Genomic DNA, 16,969 nt, shown 5'->3' with positions numbered 1-16,969 from the left:
CGTCATGAAACGTCCTGATGCAAGACTCGAGCGTGTGCTCGCGACCCTGGCCATTCTGATCATTGGCTTGATCAGCCTGGCCAATGTGGTGGTGCGTTATGTCACCGACGCCTCCTTTGCCTTTACCGAGGAATTTTCGGTCTTTCTACTGGTGCTGTTGACCTTCGCTGGCGCCTCGGTGGCCCTGCGTCGCCATCGCCATATTCGCATCGGCCTGCTGGAGCGGGCCTTGCCGCCCGCGGCGCGGCGTGTCCTGATCCTCTTCCAGGGGCTCTGCGGCCTCATCGTGCTGGGGCTGATCGCCTGGTTCGGTGCCAAGCTGGCCTGGCAGGAGTATCAGTGGGAGACGCTTTCACCGGGGCTCGGGTTGCCCCAGTGGTGGTATCTGGTCTGGTTGCCGCTGCTGGCCGTGCTGATGCTGTGGCGGCAGTGCCAGCAGACTTTCGAGCGCCTGCGCGGAGGGCTCGACGATGAGTCCTGATCTCTGGATGCTGCTGGCCTTTGCCGGCCTGCTGATTGCCGGCGTGCCGGTGGCCTTCTCATTGGGCCTGTCCGGCGCGGTGGGTATCGTCGCCGGGCTTTCTCCCTCGATGCTGTCGACGCTGGGCACCAACACCTACAACAGTGTTGCCAAGTATCCCCTGATCGCCATTCCGCTGTTCATTCTCACCGGGCTGATCTTCGAGCGCGCCGGGGTGGCGGCGCGTCTGGTGCGCTTCGCCCAGGCGCTGATCGGCCCGCGCCACGGCGGGCTGGCGCTGGTGGCGGTGCTGGTGTGCATGATCATGGGCGGCATGAGTGGCTCGGGGCCCGCCGATGCGGCGGCCGTGGCCATGGTGATGCTGCCCAGCATGACCCGGGCCGGCTATCCGCGGCCCTTCTCGGCGACGCTGATCGCCGCCTCGGCTTCCACGGCCATCCTGATCCCGCCTTCGGTGGCCTTGATCCTGTACTCCATCGTGGTGCCGGGGGTGGACCTGCGCGCCTTGTTTGCTGCCGGGCTGTTCCCTGGGATGCTGGCCGGGGCGGCGTTGCTGGTGCCGGCCTGGTGGCTGGCGCGTCGTTATCGCTGGGAGGCACCGGAGAATGTCGAGCGCCCGCCGCTTGCCGAGAGCTTTCGTCAGGCCATTCCGGCCCTGTTCGCGCCGATACTGATCCTGGGCGGCCTGCGCAGCGGTCTCTTCACGCCCACCGAAGCGGCAGTGGTGGCGGTCGCCTACGGCGTGGTGGTCGGGCTCTGGTTGACCCGCGAACTCGGCTGGCGCGACCTCTGGGAACTGTTCGGTGAAGCGGCGGTGATCTCCGGGGTGGTGATGCTGATCATCGCCCTGGCCGGAATCTTCGCCTGGGCCGGTACCATGCTGGGGACCTTCCGCCACATGGCGGAATGGGTGATCGGCCTGTCCGACAACGGTGTCCTGCTGCTGGCGCTGATCATGCTGGCGGTGCTGGTGGCCGGAATGCTGCTGGATGCCATCTCGATCTACCTGATCCTGATGCCGATCCTGATACCGGTCATGCAGCATTTCGACTGGAATCCGGTGTGGTTCGGCATCCTGCTGGCCATGAATATCGCCATCGGCCAGTTCACGCCGCCGGTGGCGGTCAATCTGATGGTGACCACCGAGGTGGCCCGAGTGCGTCTGGAGCAGACCATCGGCTGGGCGATGGTCTTCGTTCTCGCTATGGCGGTCGCCCTGGCACTGGTGGTGGTTTTCCCGGGCATTGCGCTGTGGTTGCCGGGCGTACTCGGCTATAACGTCTAGGCGACGGGCGACGAGTCTCGGGTTGCCGCTCTTGGGGGCGCAGCTCGTGGCCCGTTACTCGTGGTCTAGTCGCCGACCAGGGCGTCGAGCCACTGTTGATGCAGCGCACGGCTGGCGTCGTCGAACAGCACGAAGCGAACCTGGCGTACGGCCGGGCAGTCGGGCAGGGTGGCGAGCACCGTGGACAGGGCGATGCGCGCCGCTTCGGAAGCGGGATAACCGAAGGCGCCGGTGGACAGTGCCGGGAAGGCCAGGCGTGCGATGCCATGCTGCTGGGCCAGATGCAGGGCATTGCGGTAGCAGTCGGCGAGCAGGGTGTCGGATGGCTCGTCGACGCCGTAGACCGGCCCCAGGCAGTGGATGACATAGCGGTTGGGGAGTTTGAAGGCCTCGGTGATCACCGCCTGGCCGGGCTGGATCGGCGCCAGGGGGCGGCAGGCATCGGCGAGAGCCGGGCCGGCAGCGCGATGCAGGGCGCCCGCAACGCCGCCGCCGCTGCGCAGGGCCGCATTGGCGGCGTTGACCACGGCATCCATGTCGTCCTGACGTGCGATGTCGCCCTGACAGCATTCGATGAAGGGGGCGGGAGTCTGCATGTCGGTCTCCTCGTTCGGAGCTATTCTTCATGAGTAGTCTGGGGGCAATGGCGAGGCAACGGCAACCGCCATGCCGGGATGTGTAGTTGCGTCGTCGACCGTCAGGCATGAAAATTAACGAACGCTAAACGTTGTGGCCGGCTAGACTGTCACGGCAACGGCAGCCAAGATGCCGCACCATGTTGCTGCGGTTTTCGCTAAAGTAGGAAGGGGCGGGCAAGCCGCCGACGATCGTCGACACGAGATCGCCGATCGAACGCTTCGACCATAACGTCACAATGAGGTGTGTTCATGAAACGCCATGTATTCTCTGCCGCCACTTTCTCCGGCGCCCTGCTCGGGGCCGCGATGTTCGCATCGCCGGCCATGGCGCAGGAAGAAGAACAGTTCATCACCATCGGCACCGGTGGCCAGACCGGCGTCTATTACGTGGTCGGTCAGTCGGTGTGTCGTCTGGTGAATCGTCTGGAAGACGCCAACATCAAGTGTAACGCTCCCTCCACCGGCGGTTCGGTGGCCAACATCAATGGCATCCGCAGCGGTGAGCTGAACATGGGGGTCGCCCAGTCCGACGTCCAGTATCAGGCCTACAATGGCACCGGCAACTTCGAGGGCGATGCCTACAAGGACCTGCGCGCGGTGTTCCGCGTCCATGGCGAGCCGCTGACCCTGCTGGCCCGCGCCGATTCCGGCGTCGAGACCCTCGACGACCTGGAAGGCAAGCGCGTCAACATCGGCAACCCGGGGTCCGGGCAGCGCAACACCATGGAAGTGGTGATGGATGCCAAGGGCTGGACCGAGGATACCTTCTCCCTGGCCTCCGAACTGGATGCCGCCGAGATGGCCTCCGCCCTCGCCGACAACAACATCGACGTCATGGCCTATGTGGTCGGTCACCCCAACGGGGCCATTCAGGAAGCCACCACCACAGTCGACTCCAAGTTGATTCCGCTCAACGACGAGACCATCCAGGGGTTGGTGGAAGAGTATCCCTACTACTCCATGTCCACGATCCCGGGCGGGCTTTACAAGGGCAATCCGGATGACGTCGAGACCTTCGGCGTGGCGGCGACCTTCGTGTCTTCCGCCGAGACCGACCCCGATGTCGTCTACCAGACCGTCAAGGCGGTGTTCGACAACTTCGATCGCTTCAAGAAGCTGCACCCGGCCTTTGCCAACCTGGAACCCGAGGACATGGTGTCCGAAGGCCTGTCAGCTCCGCTGCATGAAGGCGCCGCGCGCTATTATCGCGAGCAGGGCTGGATCGAGTGATCGGATCTGAATGAGATCATGCATCTCGTCGCAGGATGCGCGGTCCCTTGCCGAGGGGCCGCGCTTTACGTTGGCGGTGCCGGTCGGTCGCCGGCGACGCATGGGAAGTGTCAACCGAGTCAGAGCAGGACACGCATATGACTGAGGATAACAAGAGAGGACCGGACACCGAGGTCGATCTCGAGGACATGGTCTCCTCGAGCGACTCGGGTTCCCGCCAGCCGGCGGGAATGCCTGGCAAACTGCTGGTAAGCATTGCCGCGGCCTGGTCGCTCTTTCAACTGTGGATCGCGTCTCCTCTGCCATTCGTGCTGGGATTCGGGGTCTTCAATGCCACCGAGGCACGCTCCATTCACCTGGCCTTTGCATTGCTTCTGGCGTACATGGCCTACCCGGCGTTGAAAGGCTCGCCGCGGGATCGTATCCCCTTGATGGACTGGGGACTGGCCATCCTGGCCATGGCGGCTGCCGCCTATACCTTCGTGTTCTACGAGCAACTGTCCCAGCGGCCCGGAGCACCGATCCTGCAGGACGTGATCGTCGGGGTGATCGGCCTGCTGCTGCTGCTCGAGGCCACGCGCCGGGCTCTGGGGCCGCCGTTGGCGATCATCGCCAGCATCTTCATCATCTACTCGCTGGCAGGTCCCTGGATGCCGGGGATCCTGTCGCACCGTGGCGTGAGCCTCTATGGCTTGATCAATCACCAATGGCTGACCGGTCAGGGGGTGTTCGGCATAGCGCTCGGTGTGTCGACGAGTTTCGTGTTCCTGTTCGTGCTGTTCGGCGCCTTGCTGGACAAGGCCGGTGCCGGCAATTACTTCATCAAGGTGGCCTTCTCGCTGCTGGGCCACTACAAGGGCGGTCCGGCCAAGGCGGCCGTGGTGGCTTCCGGCATGACCGGACTGATTTCCGGCTCGTCGATCGCCAATACCGTGACGACCGGTACCTTCACCATCCCGATGATGAAACGGGTCGGCTTCTCCTCGGAGAAGGCCGGTGCCGTCGAGGTGTCTTCGTCGGTCAATGGTCAGATCATGCCTCCCGTGATGGGCGCGGCGGCCTTCCTGATGGTCGAGTTCGTGGGCATTTCCTACGTCGAGGTCATCAAGCACGCCTTCCTGCCGGCGCTGATTTCCTATATCGCGTTGATCTACATCGTGCACCTCGAGGCCCTCAAGGCGAACATGCAGGGCCTGGAGAGCAGCAATCCGGCCAAGCCGCTGGTGCGCAAGGTGATCGGCTTCCTCGGTGGCCTGTTGTTGATGATGGTCACGGCCATCGCGGTCTATTACGGCCTGGGCTGGCTCAAGCCGGTGCTCGGCGATGCTGCGCCCTGGGTGGTTTCCCTGGTCCTGGCGGCGATCTATATCGTGCTGCTCAAGCTGGGAGCCGGTTATCCCGAACTCGAGCTCGACGATCCCAATGAACCGATCTACTCGCTGCCGCAGACACGGCCCACGGTGATGGTCGGCCTGCACTACATCCTGCCGGTGATCGTACTGATCTGGTGCTTGATGGTGGAGCGCCTGTCGCCGGGGCTGTCGGCCTTCTGGGCCACCGTCTTCATGATCTTCATCATGCTGACCCAGCGCCCCATCACGGCGCTGCTCCGGCATCGAAGCAACATCGGGGCGGATATCCGCGAGGGCTTCCTGGACCTGTGGAGTGGCCTGGTGACCGGTGCCCGCAACATGATCGGCATCGGTATCGCCACGGCCACCGCCGGGATCATCGTCGGCGCCGTCTCCCAGACCGGGGTGGGCCTGGTGCTGGCCGACGTGGTCGAGATCCTGTCGATGGGCAACCTGATGCTGATTCTGCTGTTCACTGCGGTGCTCAGCCTGATCCTCGGCATGGGGCTGCCCACCACGGCCAACTACATCGTGGTGTCGGCGCTGCTGGCGCCGGTGATCGTCACCCTCGGGGAACAGAACGGCCTGCTGGTGCCGCTGATCGCGGTGCACCTGTTCGTCTTCTATTTCGGCATCATGGCCGATGTCACGCCGCCGGTGGGCCTGGCCTCCTTCGCCGCAGCCGCGGTATCGGGAGGCGATCCCATCCGCACCGGCTTCCAGGCGTTCTATTACAGCCTGCGTACTGCGGCGCTGCCCTTCCTGTTCATCTTCAACACCGATCTGCTGTTGATCGATGTCTCCTTCCTGCAGGGGGTGATGATCTTCGTGGTGGCGACGCTGGCGATGTTGATCTTCGCAGCGGCGACCCAGGGCTTCATGATCGCGCGCAATCGCTGGTACGAGTCGATCCTGCTGCTGCTGGTAGCCTTCACGCTGTTCCGTCCGGGGTTCTGGATGGACATGATCCACGACCCCTATCGGGAGATCCCGCCGGCGCAGTTCGTCGAGGCGTTGGGTAACGTCGACGAGGACAGCACCCTGCGGTTGCAGATCCTGGGCGAGGATGACCTGGGGGATCCGTTGACGACCTACATGACCATGCCAGTGCCGGATGGCGACAGTGGCGAGGAGCGTCTGGAGAATCTGGGGCTGGAATTGCTTGTCGAAGATGAACGAGCGGTGGTCGATATGGTGACCTTCGGCAGCCAGGCCCAGGAGCTCGGTTTCGATTTCGACCAGGAGATCATCCAGGTATTGGCGCCGGTGGATCGTTGGGCCAAGGAATGGATGTGGATTCCCGCCTTCCTGATATTCGCGCTGGTGGTACTGTTGCAGCGCCGGCGTCGGGATCGCGGTAGCGAGCCGGTGTCGGCCTGAGGAGGTGAGGCATGTACAGCAAGATCCTGTTGCCGGTGGACCTCAACGAAGAGGCATCCTGGTCCAAGGCACTGCCCACGGCCCTGACGTTGTGCCGCAGTTTCGGTGCCTCGTTGCATGTCGTGACGGTATTGCCGGACTACCAGATGCCCCTGGTGGGAAGCTATTTCCCCCCGGGGTTCGCCGAGAAGGCCCGTGAGACGGTCAGCAAGGCACAGCACGAGTTCATTCGCGACAAGGTGCCGGAGGACATCCAGGTCCAGTGCGTGATCGTCGACGGTTCGCCCTGGGAGGCGATCATCAAGGCTTCCAGGAAGATCGAGGCCGACCTGATCGTCATGGCTTCGCACACCAAGCGCAAGTTCGTCGATTATGTCCTCGGCCCCAACGCCGAGCATGTGGTGCACCACAGCAAGGTATCGGTGATGATCGTGCGCTGATCGGTCCAGTATCGGCGTTTCGCGCCCCGGGTGTCGGTATCGTCCGGGGCGCGATGCGACAAGACTGTCACTGCATGTGGCACCCGAATCACGTAGGCTTGTCGACACGACCAGTAACCGAGATGTCTCCTCATGTCTTTCAGGTTCGTGCTTGCGGTGATCGTCGGCCTGGTGGTGGCGACCATGGGTGTCGCCGTTCAGGCAGCGCCTCTGCCATCGCCCAGTGGCAAGGTGATCCTGACCATTCGCGGCGATATTTCGCATCCCAATGTTGGTGACGAAGCGCATTTCGATCGTGCCATGCTCGATCGCCTTCCATCGCGTTCCATCGTCACGACGACGCCCTGGCACCCCGGTCCGGGGCGTTTCGAGGGGCCGCTCTTCTCGGCCCTGCTGGATGCCGTGGGCGCCAACGGCAGTGAAGTGAGGGTCGTGGCCCTGAATGGCTTCGAGGCCAGTATTCCGATCAGTGACTTCAAGCGTTATGACGTCATCCTGGCCATGCGGCGCAATGGCGAGCCGATGCCGATCAGGGACTTCGGCCCCCTGTTCGTGGTGTATCCCTTCGACCAGCATCCCGAGCTCAGGACCGAGGCCATTCGCTTTCGCTCGGTGTGGCAGGTGAATCGTATCGTCGTGTACTGAGCCTGTCTGGAGGAGCCGGTGTTTCAGCAATACCCCCTGCGCCTCAAGCTCGGCGCCATTTCCGCCCTGGTGTTGTTCGCCGCCGCCTTGCTGGTGGTCGGGCTGGTGGCCTGGCGACAGGACAGCCTGATCTGGCGCGTGGGCGACGATACCACCTGGCATGCCTACAAGCTGGATCGCGACGTCGTGCAGCTACGCAACTACCTGGCCTTGCATGAACCCGATGAGGCCGCGCTCGAGGATGCCCGGCTGCGTTTCGAATTGCTCTACAGCCGACTCACCCTGCTGAAGGGTGGTGATATCTCCGGGCTCATCGCATCGATCCCGCTGGCCGAGCGCCTTTCGGGCAAGATCGAGAGCCATCTCGAGACGCTCGATGCCATCCTGAGCGAGGCCGACACCCTGGACGCTGAGACTCTGGACAGGATGAGCCGCGAGCTGGCTGCCCTGAGCGAGTCCACCGAACGCATGGTCGTGACCATCAACGGTCATCTGGCCGAGGCCTCGACCCGTGAGCGTAGCCGATTGAAGTGGCTGTACGGGCTGTTGCTGGTGTTGATTCTGGCGATGAGCGTGGCAGCGATGATGGTGGTGACCTTCCTGATTCGCGAGTCCCGTGACAACGCCGCCGCCCGTCGCGCCCTGGAGGCGCTCAGCGACGAACTGGAGGTCACGGCGCACCGGGCCGAGTCGGCCAGCCAGGCCAAGTCGGAGTTTCTCGCAACCGTCAGCCACGAGATTCGCACGCCGCTCAACGGCGTGATCGGCATGAGCGAATTGCTGTCGGAGCACCACTTGCCGGACGGCGCCCGGCATTACGCCGACACTATCCACGACAGTGCGCAACGCCTGCTGGAACTGATCAACGACATTCTGGATTTCTCCAAGATCGAGGCCGGAAGGCTCGACCTGGAAACCCGCTCACTGTCGCTCTCCGAGCTGGTGAATGGCGCGCTGTCGCTCTTCGCCCCCCATGCCGAAGCCAAGGGTATTCATCTGGTGGCATGGATCGACCCGGCCCTGCCGACCCATATCGTCAGCGATCCGGGGCGTTTGCGGCAGATCCTGTTGAACCTGCTGTCGAACGCCATCAAGTTCACCGAGCGCGGTGAGGTGCGCGTGTCGGCATTCGTCGCCGATGATGGCGAGCTGGGGATAGATGTCGTCGATACCGGTTGCGGCATCGACGAGCAGCGCCAGGCGCAATTGTTCGAACCCTTCCGACAGGGCGACCCATCCACCGCCCGGCGCTTCGGCGGCACGGGGCTGGGGCTGGCCATCTGCAAGCGCCTGGTGGAGGCCCTGAGAGGCCGCATCGGCATGGAGAGTCAACCGCATCTCGGCAGTCGTTGCTGGGTTCGGCTGCCCCTGGTGGCGGGCGCCGAGGAGACGGCCGCCCTGGAGGTCGACACGCATCACGAGGACGACAAGGCCCTGAGCGGCGCCAGGCTGCTGGTGGTGGAAGACAATCCCGTCAACCAGCAGGTTGCCAGCGCCATGCTGACCAAGCTGGGATGCCGGGTCAGTGTGGCCTGTTCCGGTCGTGAAGCGTTGGAACGTGTCGAAACGGAGTGTTTCGATCTGATCTTCATGGATGTCCAGATGCCCGACATGGATGGCCTGGAGGTGACGCGCCGGCTCCGCGAGCGCGGCGACTGGATGGCCGAGGTGCCGATCGTGGCCATGACCGCCGGCGGTCCCGGTGGCGATCAGGCCCGTTGCCTGGCCGCGGGCATGAATGGCTATCTGGTCAAGCCGTTGTTCCAGGACGTCCTGCAGGCGATATTGCGACGTCATCTGCAGCGGGGAGCGGACGAAGCGGTGACACGGACGGCGGTGGTGGGGCCGGAGACGCTGCTGGATGGCGAGGTCATCGAGGCCCTGAAGGCGAGTCTCAGTAGCGACGAGCTGGCGGCGCTGGTAGAGCGCTATCGCGGGCAGGCCCGTGAGCATCTGGCGGCGCTGAACGACGCCGTGGCGCACGGCGATGCCGGGGAGGTCCGCCATCAGGCCCATCAGCTCAAGGGCGAGTCCGCCAGCCTGGGCGCGGTGAAGGTCGCCGATACGGCCCTGCGCCTGGAGCAGGCCGGCGAGGATGGGGAACTCGATGGAGCTCCGGCCGATGTGCAGCGACTGAAGGATGTGCTCGCAGATACCCTGCAGGCGCTCGACGAGCTGGGCGCGTCGCTCCGCTAACGCGCCGGAGCGGCTGTGTCAGGCGCGCGCTCCCTGCCGCGGGTTCAGGGGCGCCGAGCGCCGGTGCAGTGTTCGGCCGATGACCTGGTGGCCGGGGCGATAGTCGCCATTGGCCGCCGCCTCGGCGCAGGCCAGGGTGGTGGCCGCGATGCGGGCGTGGTCCTGGACCGCCGAGTCCACCGCCAGGGGCAGGAAATCGAGCAGCCGGTTGTCGCCGAAGGTCGCCAGACGCAGGCCGTCGGGCAGGCCGCCGTCTTCCAGCAGGACATCGAAGACCCCGTCGAGCAGGGCATAGGAGGCGGTGATCAGAACGTCGGGCAGGCCGTGCTCGTCGAGCAGCGACCGCATCAGCCCAGCGCCGGCGGCGCGGTCATAGCGTTCCGCGCTGTGCAGGCTGGCCTCCATGTCGTGCCGGGCCAGGGCGTCCTGAAAGCCGGCGCGACGCTCGCGGCTGATCGACAGGGCCGGCACGGCGTCGAACCAGGCGACGCGCTGGACCGGGGCATCGAGCGCCACACGGGTGAGTCGCTCGGCGGCTTGCCGGTCATTGCTCACCACGCTGGCGAAATGTGTCGGGTCCAGGCCCCGGTCCATTGCCACCACCGGTAATCCGCTCTCCATCAGGTCCCGGTAGAAGGGGGCTTCCATCGGCAGGCAACTGGCGGTGATCAGCGCATCGCAACCCTGGGCCCTCAGGGCCAGGGCCAGCTCGCGCTCGCGTGCCATTTCGTCATCCGAGCCGGCGATCAGCAGGTGATAGCCGCGCTGGCGGGCTTCCTGCTCGAGCAGCTTGGCCAGGCGCGCATAACTGGCGTTCTCCAGGTCGGGGACGATCAGTCCGAGCAGCCGGCTGGAGCCGCGACGCAGGGCGGCGGCCTGGGCGTCGACCCGATAATGGTAGCGTCCCACCACGGCCATGACCCGGTCGACGGTATCCTGGCTGATACGGCGCTCCCGGGCCTTGCCGTTGATGACATAGCTGGCGGTGGTGCGCGAGACCCCGGCCAGACGTGCGATTTCTGCGAGCGTCATGGGTCCTTCCGGTGCGTGGCGATCGGTGACGGTGGCGAGGTCGTGCCCAATTTCTGCCAAAGTCGTAGATGTTCAAGCTTGCCATACAGTATGAATCGATCCAGCATTGAAATCATCAAGGTGACACGATTCAGCATCAGGGCGACCCCGCTCGCGTCACCATCGCACAGGAGACACCCATGCTGACGCTATGCGAGAGCGACATTCTGCTCGGCTGCCGGGCCGAGGACTGGCGTTCGGCCCTGGACCTCGCCGCCGAGTCTCTCGTCGGCGCGGAACTGACCGAGCCGGCGTACCGGGAAGGGCTGCTTTCCCGGGAGACGCAATCTTCCACTTATCTGGGCAATGGCATCGCGATTCCCCATGGCACGCCCGAGAGCCGCACCCATGTGCTGCGCACCGGCGTGCGGGTGCTGCAGTTCCCCGGGGGCATCGAGTGGCACGATGGCCAGCGGGTGCACGTGCTGGTGACCATCGCCGCCCAGAACGACGAACACCTGGATATTTTGCGTCAGTTGACGCACGTGCTGGATCGCGACGATGTCGCCGAGCGTCTGGCCAATGCCGATGATGCCGGGGAGGTCGTGGCGCTGTTGTCCCGCGTCCCCGTCGAGGCGCGGCTCGACGCCGATACCCTGTGTCTGGGAGTGCCCGCGCGCGACATTCGCGAGCTGGCGCTGGCCGGCGCGGCCCGGCTGCGACAGGCCGGCTGTGTCGAGGATGGCTTCATTGCCGAGATCGCGGGGTCGATGCCCCGGCGGCTGGGTCAGGGCGCCTGGCTGGCCATGGCCCGGCGCGATGTCTCGGTTCCGGCGCTCTCGCTGGCCACGCCTGCCACGGCTCTCGAGGTACAGGGCGAGGGCGTGAATGGCGTGTTCTGCCTGGCGGCGCGGGAGGACGCACACCTGGGGCTGCTGGAGCGGATCGCCAACCTGCTGGAAGGCGGTGAGCTCGAAACCCTGCGACGCGGCGATGCCGAAACGGTGCTGGCACGACTGGTGGGAGAAGCGGCGGCGGCGCACACGCAACGCGTGCGGGTGCTCAACGCCCATGGCTTGCATGCGCGCCCGGCCAAGCAACTCGTCCAGGTGGCCCGGGAACAGGCCGTGCCGATCCGGGTGCGTCTGGCGGAAGGCGGCGCCGAGCCGGTTTCGGCGACCAGTTTGACCAAGGTCATCGGACTCGGCGCGCGGCGTGGCCAGTGGCTGGTGTTTTCTGCCGAGGGCGAGGATGCCGAACAGGCGCTGGCGGCCATCGACAAGGCCGTCGCCGATGGACTCGGCGAAGCGGTGGAGCCCTTCGACGACAGCCGCGAGTCCGTGCAGGCGGCGGTGACGACCGACGAGGAAGACGCGCCTCAGCCCTTGCCGGAAGACACCGCTTATCAGGCGGTGGCCGCTTCGCCGGGCCTGGCCATTGCGCCGGTATTCGTGATGCGCATGCCGCGCTTCGATTATCCCGAGCTTGCCGAGGATCCCGCCGCCGAGACGCAGCGACTCGAAGCGGCGGTCCGCGAAGGCGGTGAGCAACTGGCGGCGCTGGCACGCAGCGCGCGGGGCGGGGAGGTCGCCGAGATTCTCTCCATGCACGAGGAAATGCTCGACGATCCGGAGTTGCTGCAGGCCGCCCGCGAAGGCATTCAGGAAGGGCGTTCTGCCGAGGCTGCCTGGTGGGAGGCCATCGATACCGCCGCCCGTGCCCAGGAGATGCTTGCCGACCGGCTGCTCGCCGAGCGTGCCGCCGACCTGCGCGATGTGGGACGACGGGTGCTGGGGCGGCTTTGCGATGTGACCTTGCCCGAGCCGCCGACGCATCCCTACATCCTGGTGATGGACGATGTCGGCCCCTCGGATGTGGCCCGCCTCGATACCGAGCGGGTGCGTGGCCTGTTGACCGCCAGGGGCGGCGCCACGGCGCACAGCGCGATTCTCGCCCGGGCGTTGGGGATTCCCGCCGTGGTCGGTGTCGGCGAGCGCATCCTGTCGCTGGAGAACGGGACTCCGCTGATCCTCGATGGCGAACGAGGCCAGGTCGTGCCGGCTCCGGGGGAGGAGCGACGCCAGCGTGCCGAGCGCCGGTTGGCGGATCGTCAGCGTCGTGAGCGCGAGGCCTGGGAGGCGCGCTTCGAACCGGCCCGCACGCGGGACGGGCATCGCGTCGAGGTGGCGGCCAACCTGGGCAATACCGCGCACGCCGCCGATGCGGTCTCACGGGGCGCCGAAGGAGTCGGCCTGCTGCGCACCGAGTTCTTGTTCATGGCCCATGCCGAGGCACCGGATCTCGATACCCAGATGGCGGAGTATCGCGAGGCGCTCGATGCCCTGGACGGCCGTCCCCTGGTGGCGCGGACCCTGGACGTGGGGGGCGACAAGCCCTTGCCGTACTGGCCGGTTCCCCAGGAAGACAACCCCTTCCTCGGGCTGCGCGGCATTCGCCTGGCGCTGACGCGTCCCGGGGTGCTGGAAACGCAGCTCGAGGCGCTGCTGAGGGCGGCCATCGGCAGGCCGCTGCGCATCATGCTGCCCATGGTCAAGGATGTCGCCGAGCTGCGCACCGCCCGGGCGATGCTCGACCGCCTGCTCGCCGAGGTGCCGGAGCACGAGCGATCCACCGACGTTCAACTGGGCGTGATGATCGAGGTGCCCTCCAGCGCCCTGCTGGCGTCGAGCCTGGCCGTGGAGGCGGATTTCTTCTCGGTGGGCACCAATGACCTCACCCAGTACGCCCTGGCCATCGATCGCGGGCATCCCGAGCTTTCCGCCCAGGCCGACGGCCTGCATCCCTCGGTGCTCAAGCTGATCGAGATGACCGTCGAGGCGGCCCATGCCCAGGGCAAGTGGGTCGGGGTGTGCGGTGAGCTGGCCTCGGATGCCGCGGCGGTGCCGGTGCTGGTGGGGCTCGGCGTCGACGAGCTCTCGGTGAGCGCCCGCCAGGTACCGATGGTCAAGGCGCGGCTGCGCGAGTTCGACCTGGCGGATGCCCGCGATCAGGCGCGACGCGCGCTGACCCGGGCCACGGCCGACGAGGTGCGCGACGCCCTGGAGGAAACATGATGGCGCCGGTGCTCGTGCTCAGCCTCAATCCGGCGCTCGACCTGTCGGTCGGCCTCGAGCGCCTGACGCCCGGCCGCGTCAATCGCACTCGCGAGACGCACCTGGAAGCCGCCGGCAAGGGCGTCAACGTCGCCAGGGTGCTGGTGGCGCTGGGACACCGGGTGACGCTGTCGGGCTTTCTCGGCAGCGACAACGACGGCGTCTTTCGTCGCGCCTTCGAGACCCTGGGTGTCGAGGATGCCTGCCTGCGCGTTCCCGGCGAGACCCGCACCAACGTCAAGCTGGCCGAGGACGATGGCCGCGTGACCGACATCAACGGCCCGGGCGTGGTCATCGACGCCGAGGCCTGGCAGCGGCTGGTCGGCGAGCTGGAGGGGCGTCTCACGGCATCGACCGGTCGCCCCCGGGCGGTGGTGATCGCCGGCAGCCTGCCGCCCGGCGTGACCCCCGACAAGCTTGGCGAGCTCGTGTCCCGGGTGCGCGAGTCGGGGCTGCCGGCATGGGTGGATACCAGCGGCCCGGCGCTCGATGCCGCCATCGTGGCGGGAGCCACGGCGGTCAAGCCCAATGAACATGAACTCGCCGCCTGGGCCGGCCAGTCGGCGCTGGACGGCGCGGCACGTCACGCGGCGGCACGCCGGTTGCGCGATGCCGGAGTCGAGGAGGCGGTGGTCTCCGCCGGTGCCGAAGGGGTGCTGTGGCTCGGACGACATGGTGACTGGCAAGCCGTGCCGCCGAGGGTGACGGCCGTCAACACCGTGGGGGCCGGCGACACCCTGGTTGCGGCGCTGCTGCATGGCGTGCTCGAGGAGGCATCGCCCGACGACGCGCTGCGACTGGCCACGGCCCTGTCCGCCGAGGCCGTAAGGCATGTCGGCGTGGGACGCCCGGACGCCGCCGATTTTTCCGAACTCCAACGACAGACTCGCGTGAGCCGCCTGGATGAAGGCGACGACGCAGGGGGAGCGCTTGCATGAATGTGATCCTGATCACCGCCTGCCCGAGCGGCATGGCCACCACCTATCTCGCCGCGCGTCGCCTGCAGAGCGCCGCCGAGCGCCTGGACTGGCATGTCACGGTCGAGGCGCATGGCGAGGCGACGCCCGTCACGCCGGTCGACGACGCAACCCTGGAGGCCGCCGAACTGGTCGTGGTGGCGGCCGAGCGCATTCCCGAGGCCGCGCGCTTCGCCGGCAAGCGCGTCTTCCAGGCGCCGATCGACCAGGCGCTGCCCGATCCCGAGGCCTTCCTGGCGCGCGCCGAGCGCGAGGCTCGTCCCTTCGAGCCCGAGGAGGCGACGGCAGAAACGTCGGCGAGCGGGGCCGAAGGACAGCGCATCGTCGCCGTGACCGCCTGCCCGACGGGCGTGGCGCATACCTTCATGGCCGCCGAGGCGCTGGCCGAGGCGGGACGCTCGCTGGGCCACGCGATCCGCGTGGAAACCCAGGGTTCGGTGGGTGCCCAGGACGCGCTCACCGAAGAAGAGATCGCCGCCGCCGATGTGGTGATCCTGGCCTGCGACATCGAAGTGGACCCGACTCGCTTCGCCGGCAAGCGCACTTATCGTACTTCCACCGGCAATGCCCTCAAGAAGCCGCGACCGACCATCGAGGCGGCCCTGGCGGAGGCCGAGGTGGAAAGCGAGGGAACGTCCGGCGGCGGCGAAGCCAAGAAGAGCATCAAGGAGAAGGGCGTCTACAAGCACCTGCTGACCGGCGTTTCCTTCATGCTGCCGATGGTGGTCGCCGGCGGCCTGCTGATCGCGCTCTCGTTCGTGTTCGGCATCGAGGCCTTCAAGGAAGAGGGCACTTTGCCTGCTGCCCTGATGCAGATCGGCGGTGACACGGCATTCGCGTTGATGATTCCGGTACTGGCCGGTTATATCGCCTATTCCATCGCCGACCGCCCCGGCATCGCGCCGGGGATGATCGGCGGCATGCTGGCGTCCAGCATCGGCGCCGGCTTCATCGGTGGCATCCTGGCGGGCTTTCTGGCCGGCTACACGGCCAAGGCGGTGACCCGCTACATCAAGCTGCCGGCCAGCGTCGAGTCGCTCAAGCCGATCCTGATCATCCCGCTGCTGGCCAGCCTGGTCACCGGCCTGGTGATGATCTACGTGGTGGGCGAGCCGGTGGCCAGCATTCTCGCCGCCCTGACGGCCTTTCTCGAGAACATGGGCTCGGCCAACGCCGTGCTGCTGGGCACCCTGCTCGGCGCCATGATGTGCTTCGACCTGGGCGGGCCGGTCAACAAGGCCGCCTATACCTTCGGCGTGGGGCTGCTGGCCTCGGAGAGCTATGCGCCGATGGCGGCGATCATGGCCGCCGGCATGGTGCCGGCCATCGGCATGGGCATCGCCAGCTTCGTCGCCGGCGGCAAGTTTTCCGAGCCGGAGCGCGAGGCGGGCAAGGCGTCCTTCGTGCTCGGCCTGTGCTTCATCAGCGAGGGGGCCATTCCCTTCGCCGCCAAGGATCCGCTGCGGGTGATCCCCGTCAGCATGGTCGGGGGCGCCCTGACCGGCGCGCTGACGATGCTGTTCGGAGCCAAGCTGATGGCTCCCCATGGCGGCATCTTCGTGCTGCTTATTCCCAACGCCATCACGCCGGTGCTGCCTTACCTGCTGGCCATCGTCGCCGGTTCACTGGTCACCGGGCTGGGCTATGCCATGCTCAAGCGTGGCGACAAGGCGATGTCGGTGGCAACGGAAGGTTGAGGCGGTGTCGGTCGCGAGACCCACAAGATAGCGCTGGAGCACTATCAGCAGACCAAGAATCTGCTGATCTGCTGCGCCACCAATCCCCTGGCTTCTTCTGAGGACTCGAGGGCCCCGGCCGGGGCCCCCTTCGGTCAGGTGTCCGCAGTGAAGCCGCTCAGGTCGAGCGGATGGCTGTGGCCCAGCCAGATCACGCCCTGGGTATGGTCGAAGAGGTCGTCGTCGGTGCCGAGGTGCACGAAGATGTCCAGCTCGCCACGGTTGAGGGCCAGCCAGGGCACGATCTTGCCGAAGTGCTCGGGGGCGAAGGACAACTGGCAGCTCCATTTCGGGTGGGGGCCTACCGGCTTCTCGTGGAAACGGCCCACCCGGAGCTCGAAACGGGCGGCGGCAGCCTCGGCCAGTTGCCGGGCGGCTGCCAGTCCCGCCGCGTCTTCGTAGTAGAGATGGGCATGATAGTAGCGGATACAAGCCGGGTTGATGTCCCGGGCAGGAGAGGTGTCGGTCATCCGGTCGTTCCTCGT

General features: G+C 66.3%; 13 protein-coding genes. 10 read left to right on the top strand and 3 right to left on the bottom strand.

The window, feature by feature from the left end; all coding sequences use genetic code 11:
- Window positions 1-4 precede the first annotated feature (4 nt).
- Both HELO_RS14840 and HELO_RS14835 read left to right on the top strand, forming a co-directional pair.
- Complete coding sequence (locus HELO_RS14840; protein ID WP_013333463.1) at window positions 5-481, top strand: TRAP transporter small permease; 477 nt, start codon at window positions 5-7, stop codon at window positions 479-481.
- On the top strand, window positions 471-1,766 hold the full coding sequence (locus HELO_RS14835) for a TRAP transporter large permease (protein ID WP_013333462.1): 1,296 nt from the start codon (window positions 471-473) through the stop codon (window positions 1,764-1,766). The genes HELO_RS14840 and HELO_RS14835 overlap by 11 nt, the downstream gene beginning before the upstream one ends.
- A gap of 65 nt (window positions 1,767-1,831) precedes the next feature.
- On the opposite strand, the gene HELO_RS14830 is transcribed toward HELO_RS14835, so the two are convergent.
- On the bottom strand, window positions 1,832-2,362 hold the full coding sequence (locus HELO_RS14830; RefSeq protein WP_013333461.1) for a macro domain-containing protein: 531 nt from the start codon (window positions 2,360-2,362) through the stop codon (window positions 1,832-1,834).
- Between the two features lie 291 nt (window positions 2,363-2,653).
- On the opposite strand from HELO_RS14830, the gene HELO_RS14825 reads away from it, so the two are divergent.
- The 5 genes from HELO_RS14825 to HELO_RS14805 all read left to right on the top strand — a co-directional run bounded on the left by HELO_RS14825 (window position 2,654) and on the right by HELO_RS14805 (window position 9,647).
- Window positions 2,654-3,634 carry a TAXI family TRAP transporter solute-binding subunit gene (locus HELO_RS14825; RefSeq protein ID WP_013333460.1) on the top strand — a complete coding sequence of 327 codons (981 nt, stop codon included), beginning with the start codon at window positions 2,654-2,656 and terminating at the stop codon, window positions 3,632-3,634.
- Between the two features lie 137 nt (window positions 3,635-3,771).
- A complete protein-coding gene (locus tag HELO_RS14820; protein ID WP_013333459.1) occupies window positions 3,772-6,366 on the top strand; it encodes a TRAP transporter permease in 2,595 nt (864 codons plus the stop codon).
- An 11-nt stretch (window positions 6,367-6,377) separates the two neighbouring features.
- Window positions 6,378-6,806 carry a universal stress protein gene (locus tag HELO_RS14815; RefSeq protein ID WP_013333458.1) on the top strand — a complete coding sequence of 143 codons (429 nt, stop codon included), beginning with the start codon at window positions 6,378-6,380 and terminating at the stop codon, window positions 6,804-6,806.
- Window positions 6,807-6,938: 132 nt separating this feature from the next.
- Window positions 6,939-7,451 carry a molybdopterin-dependent oxidoreductase gene (locus HELO_RS14810; RefSeq protein WP_013333457.1) on the top strand — a complete coding sequence of 171 codons (513 nt, stop codon included), beginning with the start codon at window positions 6,939-6,941 and terminating at the stop codon, window positions 7,449-7,451.
- 18 nt (window positions 7,452-7,469) lie between these two features.
- Entirely contained in the window at window positions 7,470-9,647 is a 2,178-nt protein-coding gene (locus tag HELO_RS14805; RefSeq protein ID WP_013333456.1) for an ATP-binding protein, read from the top strand.
- Between the two features lie 18 nt (window positions 9,648-9,665).
- Here HELO_RS14805 and cra read toward each other — a convergent pair whose 3' ends face one another.
- The gene (gene cra / locus HELO_RS14800; protein WP_013333455.1) at window positions 9,666-10,679 is read right to left on the bottom strand and encodes a catabolite repressor/activator; all 1,014 of its coding nucleotides are present in this window, start codon (window positions 10,677-10,679) and stop codon (window positions 9,666-9,668) included.
- Between the two features lie 179 nt (window positions 10,680-10,858).
- On the opposite strand from cra, the gene ptsP reads away from it, so the two are divergent.
- The 3 genes from ptsP to HELO_RS14785 are packed head-to-tail and all read left to right on the top strand — an operon-like array spanning window position 10,859 to window position 16,445.
- On the top strand, window positions 10,859-13,732 hold the full coding sequence (gene ptsP, locus HELO_RS14795) for a phosphoenolpyruvate--protein phosphotransferase (protein WP_013333454.1): 2,874 nt from the start codon (window positions 10,859-10,861) through the stop codon (window positions 13,730-13,732).
- Window positions 13,732-14,709: a 1-phosphofructokinase gene (gene pfkB / locus HELO_RS14790; protein ID WP_041602645.1), complete on the top strand. Its 978-nt coding sequence runs from the start codon at window positions 13,732-13,734 to the stop codon at window positions 14,707-14,709. Before ptsP ends, pfkB begins: the two co-directional genes overlap by 1 nt.
- A complete protein-coding gene (locus HELO_RS14785) occupies window positions 14,706-16,445 on the top strand; it encodes a PTS fructose-like transporter subunit IIB (RefSeq protein WP_013333452.1) in 1,740 nt (579 codons plus the stop codon). The genes pfkB and HELO_RS14785 overlap by 4 nt, the downstream gene beginning before the upstream one ends.
- A gap of 134 nt (window positions 16,446-16,579) precedes the next feature.
- Here the strand turns inward: HELO_RS14785 and HELO_RS14780 are convergent, their stop codons facing one another.
- Complete coding sequence (locus HELO_RS14780; RefSeq protein ID WP_013333451.1) at window positions 16,580-16,954, bottom strand: DOPA 4,5-dioxygenase family protein; 375 nt, start codon at window positions 16,952-16,954, stop codon at window positions 16,580-16,582.
- Between the last annotated feature and the right edge of the window lie 15 nt (window positions 16,955-16,969).

Source organism: Halomonas elongata DSM 2581 (assembly GCF_000196875.2).
GTDB lineage: Bacteria > Pseudomonadota > Gammaproteobacteria > Pseudomonadales > Halomonadaceae > Halomonas > Halomonas elongata.
Note: the sequence above shows the minus strand (reverse complement) of the source record. Positions and strands in the feature narration are given on the sequence as shown.